At 68.4% G+C, this 4,215-nt stretch carries 2 protein-coding genes and 1 pseudogene; 1 reads left to right on the plus strand and 2 read right to left on the minus strand.

Translation table 11 applies throughout. The annotated features are described in order from the left end of the window. Positions 1-130: pseudogene (locus tag ACH107_RS30535) on the plus strand (methyltransferase domain-containing protein); the annotation flags it as partial. Between the two features lie 42 nt (positions 131-172). On the opposite strand, the gene ACH107_RS30540 reads toward ACH107_RS30535, so the two are convergent. Then, a complete protein-coding gene (locus ACH107_RS30540; protein WP_412509453.1) occupies positions 173-1,405 on the minus strand; it encodes a DUF898 family protein in 1,233 nt (410 codons plus the stop codon). Between the two features lie 29 nt (positions 1,406-1,434). Then, a complete protein-coding gene (locus ACH107_RS30545; RefSeq protein ID WP_412509454.1) occupies positions 1,435-3,858 on the minus strand; it encodes a DNA topoisomerase IV subunit A in 2,424 nt (807 codons plus the stop codon). Positions 3,859-4,215: the final 357 nt, after the last annotated feature.

A 4,215-nucleotide genomic window follows, 5' to 3' on the forward strand; every position in this document is an offset into this window, starting at 1 on the left:
CCCGTTCACGGGGCTGCGCGTGCTCGACATCGGATGCGGCGGCGGACTGCTGAGCGAACCCATGGCGCGACTCGGCGCCGAGGTCGTGGGCGCCGATGCTCGTCCAGCGTCACCTGCACCCGCCGTCGCGCCGCGATGCGCCCGTCGTAGTAATCGCCCCGCACCGGCAGCATCAGAACGCCCCGCCGATATCCAGCGCGTCGGCGAAACCTTCCGCGTCGGCGCCCGTGTCGCGGTCGCGCTGCCGGATCGTGGCCAGGTGGCCCGGATCGCGGATGGTGACGGACCGGGCCAGATGGGCCGCGATCGGCTGCGTGATGAACACCAGGATCAGGCCGCCCGTCACGGCAAGCGCCCCGATGTAGAAAACCGCCATCAGGATGACCCCGACGCCCGCCACAAGGCCCGTACCGTCCGTGACATCGCCCGCCACTGCGCCTGTCATCGCCCAGAACAGGCCGGTCACCGCCGCCGCCAGTCCGAGCGCCAGCGCCGACAGCAGCGCCACGCCCAGACCGCCCCCGAGCAGCGTGCCGATCACGGCGCCGGTGCGCGGGTCCGCATCGAAACGAACGGTGCCGTCCAGTACCGTGTGCCGCGCCAGATAGGCGAATGACTGCACCCTGTAGGCGACGCCCCCCACCATCAGCCAGACCAGCCCGGCAAACAGGATTGCCCCGCCAAGCGCGGCACGCCCCGGCATCTGCAGCCCGGCCTGCGCCAGCAGGACCGCGCCCGCCGCCGTCACCGCCGCGCCGATCATCAGCTGGCGCATCGCGCGGTACAGCCCGTGCCAGTGCCCGCCAAGATCGAACCGCGCGGTCCCGAACCAGCTACGGTCTGTCCTGTACTTGGCCAGCCAGTAGGTCTGCCGCGGCAGCAACAGCCCGAGGCTGGCCAGAGTCAGCGCCCAGTGCGCCAGCGCCCGCCAGACATAGCCCCACGCGCCCCGCGCCATCCCGAACCGGATGCCGCGCCAGCGCGTGCGCGCCAGCTTGTAGCGGCGGGCGCGGTACTGCGCGAAGAAGATCAGCGGCAGCACCGCGGCGAAGGTGATGGAAAAGGTCGCCATGCGGGCCGCCTGCCGCGCCGTGGTTTCCGGGTCCGAGAACAGGAAGAGCCCGAAATAGAACAGGATCATCTGGATAATGCCCAGGTAGACCGCCAGGATGACCACCGCCAGCAGGAACCCCAGCAATTTCTCGACCCCGGTCCCGGTATATTCGAGGCTGTCGCCGTCGGCGCTGACGGAGGACCAGACGTAACGCCGCACGCGCGTCTTGGCCCAGAAACGGTAGAGGCCCAGCGTCGCCGCCGTCAGCACCGCGGTGACAAAGGCCAGCCGGAACAGCGCGCCGCGGCGCCCCTGATAGCTTGCCCGCCAGCTTGTGTCATCGTCGCGCATCGTGTCGCCGCCCGGTCCCGGGTGCCGGCTCAGGTGAACCGGTTGTCTCTCGGGAAGCCGCGCGGGGCCATCCGCCCGGTGCCCGCGCGCCTGCCGCGCCATTCGTCCAGCCCCGTCTCGGTGCGGGTGCGCCCGGCCGGGTCGTGCCAGCTGAGCCCGTCGGCCAGCGTGAAGGTGGTGGCATCGCTCAGCCCGCCATCCTTGTATTTCTGCAGGCGCACGCCCTTGCCGCGGCCCATCTCGGGCAGCTCCTCGACGGGGAAGACCAGAACCTTGCGGTTCTCGCCCACGCAGGCCACGTGATCGCCCGCGACCGGCTTGCAGACCCGCGCGCGGGCGTCGCCGCGCAGGTTCAGCACCTGCTTGCCGCTGCGCGTCTGCGCCACCACATCATCCTCGGGCACGATGAACCCGTCGCCGGCGCTCGACGCGACCAGCAGCTTGCGCCCGGCGCGGTGGATGAACAGCTTCACGATCTCGGACTCGTTGGGCAGATCCACCATCAGGCGCAGCGGCTCGCCCATGCCGCGCCCCCCGGGCAGATTGGCCGCCGAAAGCGTGTAGAAGCGCCCGTTGCTGCCGAACACCAGAAGCCGGTCCGTCGTCTCGGCATGGAAGATGAAGCGCGGCCCGTCACCATCCTTGAATTTCAGGTCGCGGTTGAGGTCGATATGCCCCGACATCGCCCGGATCCAACCCATTTTCGAGCAGACCACGGTGATCGGTTCGCGGTCGATCATCGCCTCCAGCGGCACGTCCTCGACCTCGCCCGCCTCGGCGAAGCCGGTGCGCCGCGCACCGCCCTCGTAGCCGGGGCCGAATTTCTTCTTCACTTCTTTCAACTGGTCGGCGATGGCGCCCCATTGCAGCGTCTCGTCCGCCAGCAGGTCCTCCAGCCCGGCGCGTTCCTCCATCAGCGTGTCGCGTTCGCGGATCAGCGCCTCTTCCTCCAGCCGCCGGAGCGAGCGCAGCCGCATGTTCAGGATCGCCTCGGCCTGCACGTCCGACAGCCCGTTCTCGCGGCCGGCATAGCTTTGCGGCACGGTCCGTTCCTGAGCGTCCTCGCCGGGGATTCCCGTCGGCTGCGCCGCCGGGTCGCTGATCAGTTGCAGCGCGGCCGCGTCCACCCCGTCAAGCGGCGAGGCATAGTCGGCCTCGTCCCGGGCCCGGCGCAACCCGCTCTGGTGCGGCGTACTCCAGTCCTCGTACATCAGCGCGGCCTTGGGCGCGTCGTCATAGCGGATGATCTCGATCACCCGGTCAAGGTTCACGAAGGCGGTGATCAGCCCCTGCAGGACCTCGAGCCGGTGGTCGATCCGGGCCATCCGGTGACGCGACCGGCGCAGCAGCACCTCGCGACGGAAATCAAGGAAGGCGCGCAGCACCTCCTTGAGCGAACAGACACGCGGCGTCACGCCGTCCATCAGCACGTTCATGTTCAGGCTGAACCGCACTTCCAGATCGCAGTTGCGGAAAAGCGTGCCCATCAGCACGTCCGGATCGACGTTCTTGGACCGCGGTTCCAGCACCATGCGCACGTCGTCGGCGCTCTCGTCGCGGATATCGGCGAGGATCGGCACCTTCTTCGTCTGGATCAGCTCCGCGATCTTCTCGATCAGCTTGGATTTCTGGACCTGGTACGGGATCTCGGTGACGATGACCTGCCATTGGCCGCGGCCCAGATCCTCGACTTCCCACCGCGCCCGCAGGCGGAAGGCCCCGCGCCCGGTCCGGTAGGCCTGCGCGATGCTGTCCCTGGGCTCCACCACGACCCCGCCGGTGGGGAAGTCGGGCCCCGGGATGTAGTTCAGCAGGGTATCGTCGCGCGCATCCGGCGTCTTGATCAGGTGCTGGCAGGCATCGACCAGCTCACCGATATTGTGCGGCGGGATGTTGGTGGCCATGCCCACCGCGATCCCGCTGGCGCCATTGGCCAGAAGGTTGGGAAACAACGCCGGCAGCACCACCGGTTCGGTCAGGGTGCCGTCGTAGTTCTCGCGGAAATCGACGGCGTTCTCGCCCAACCCGTCCAGCATCGCCTCGGCGATGGCCGTCATCCGCGCCTCGGTGTAGCGGCTGGCGGCAGGGTTGTCGCCGTCGATATTGCCGAAATTGCCTTGTCCGTCGACCAGCGGGTAGCGCACCGCGAAATCCTGCGCCAGCCGCGCCATGGCGTCGTAGATGGCCGCGTCGCCATGCGGGTGATAGTTGCCCATCACGTCGCCGCTGATCTTGGCCGACTTGCGGAACCCCCCGGTGCTGGACAGGCGCAGTTCGCGCATCGCGTACAGGATCCGCCGGTGCACCGGCTTCAGCCCGTCCCGCGCGTCGGGCAGGGCACGGTGCATGATCGTGCTCAGCGCATAGGTCAGGTAGCGCTCGCCGATCGCGCGGCGCAGCGGTTCCGCCAGAGGGGCCGGGCCGATATCGGGCTCGTCAACAAGATCGTTCATGAAGGCTGTGATACCGTTCCGCTGAATCGGCGTAAAGCGCCTTGGCGCCCTTGTCCGCGGCTTTTCCGGTGATGCCAAGCGGCGAATCGGATATTCTAGACAGGCTGCTTTGCTTTGATGCGTGATATTCGGGGGGATGCGCGATGTGGCGCTTCATTATCTTGTCGTTCGCTTTTATGGGCGCCGCTTTTTACGAACTCAGCGGCGGGGCGGACTACGCGCCGCGCCCGGACTCGCTGCAGGCGCGCGCCCTGCTTGACGGTCATCGTCCGACGGCGCGACCCGGCAGCACAGCCCCCGCAGCCGTCACGATTCGACCCGGTTTTGCAGCGCGGCCAGCCGGTCGAGCGAGACGGC

The sequence above is a fragment of the Roseovarius halophilus (ex Wu et al. 2025) genome (genome assembly GCF_047086965.1).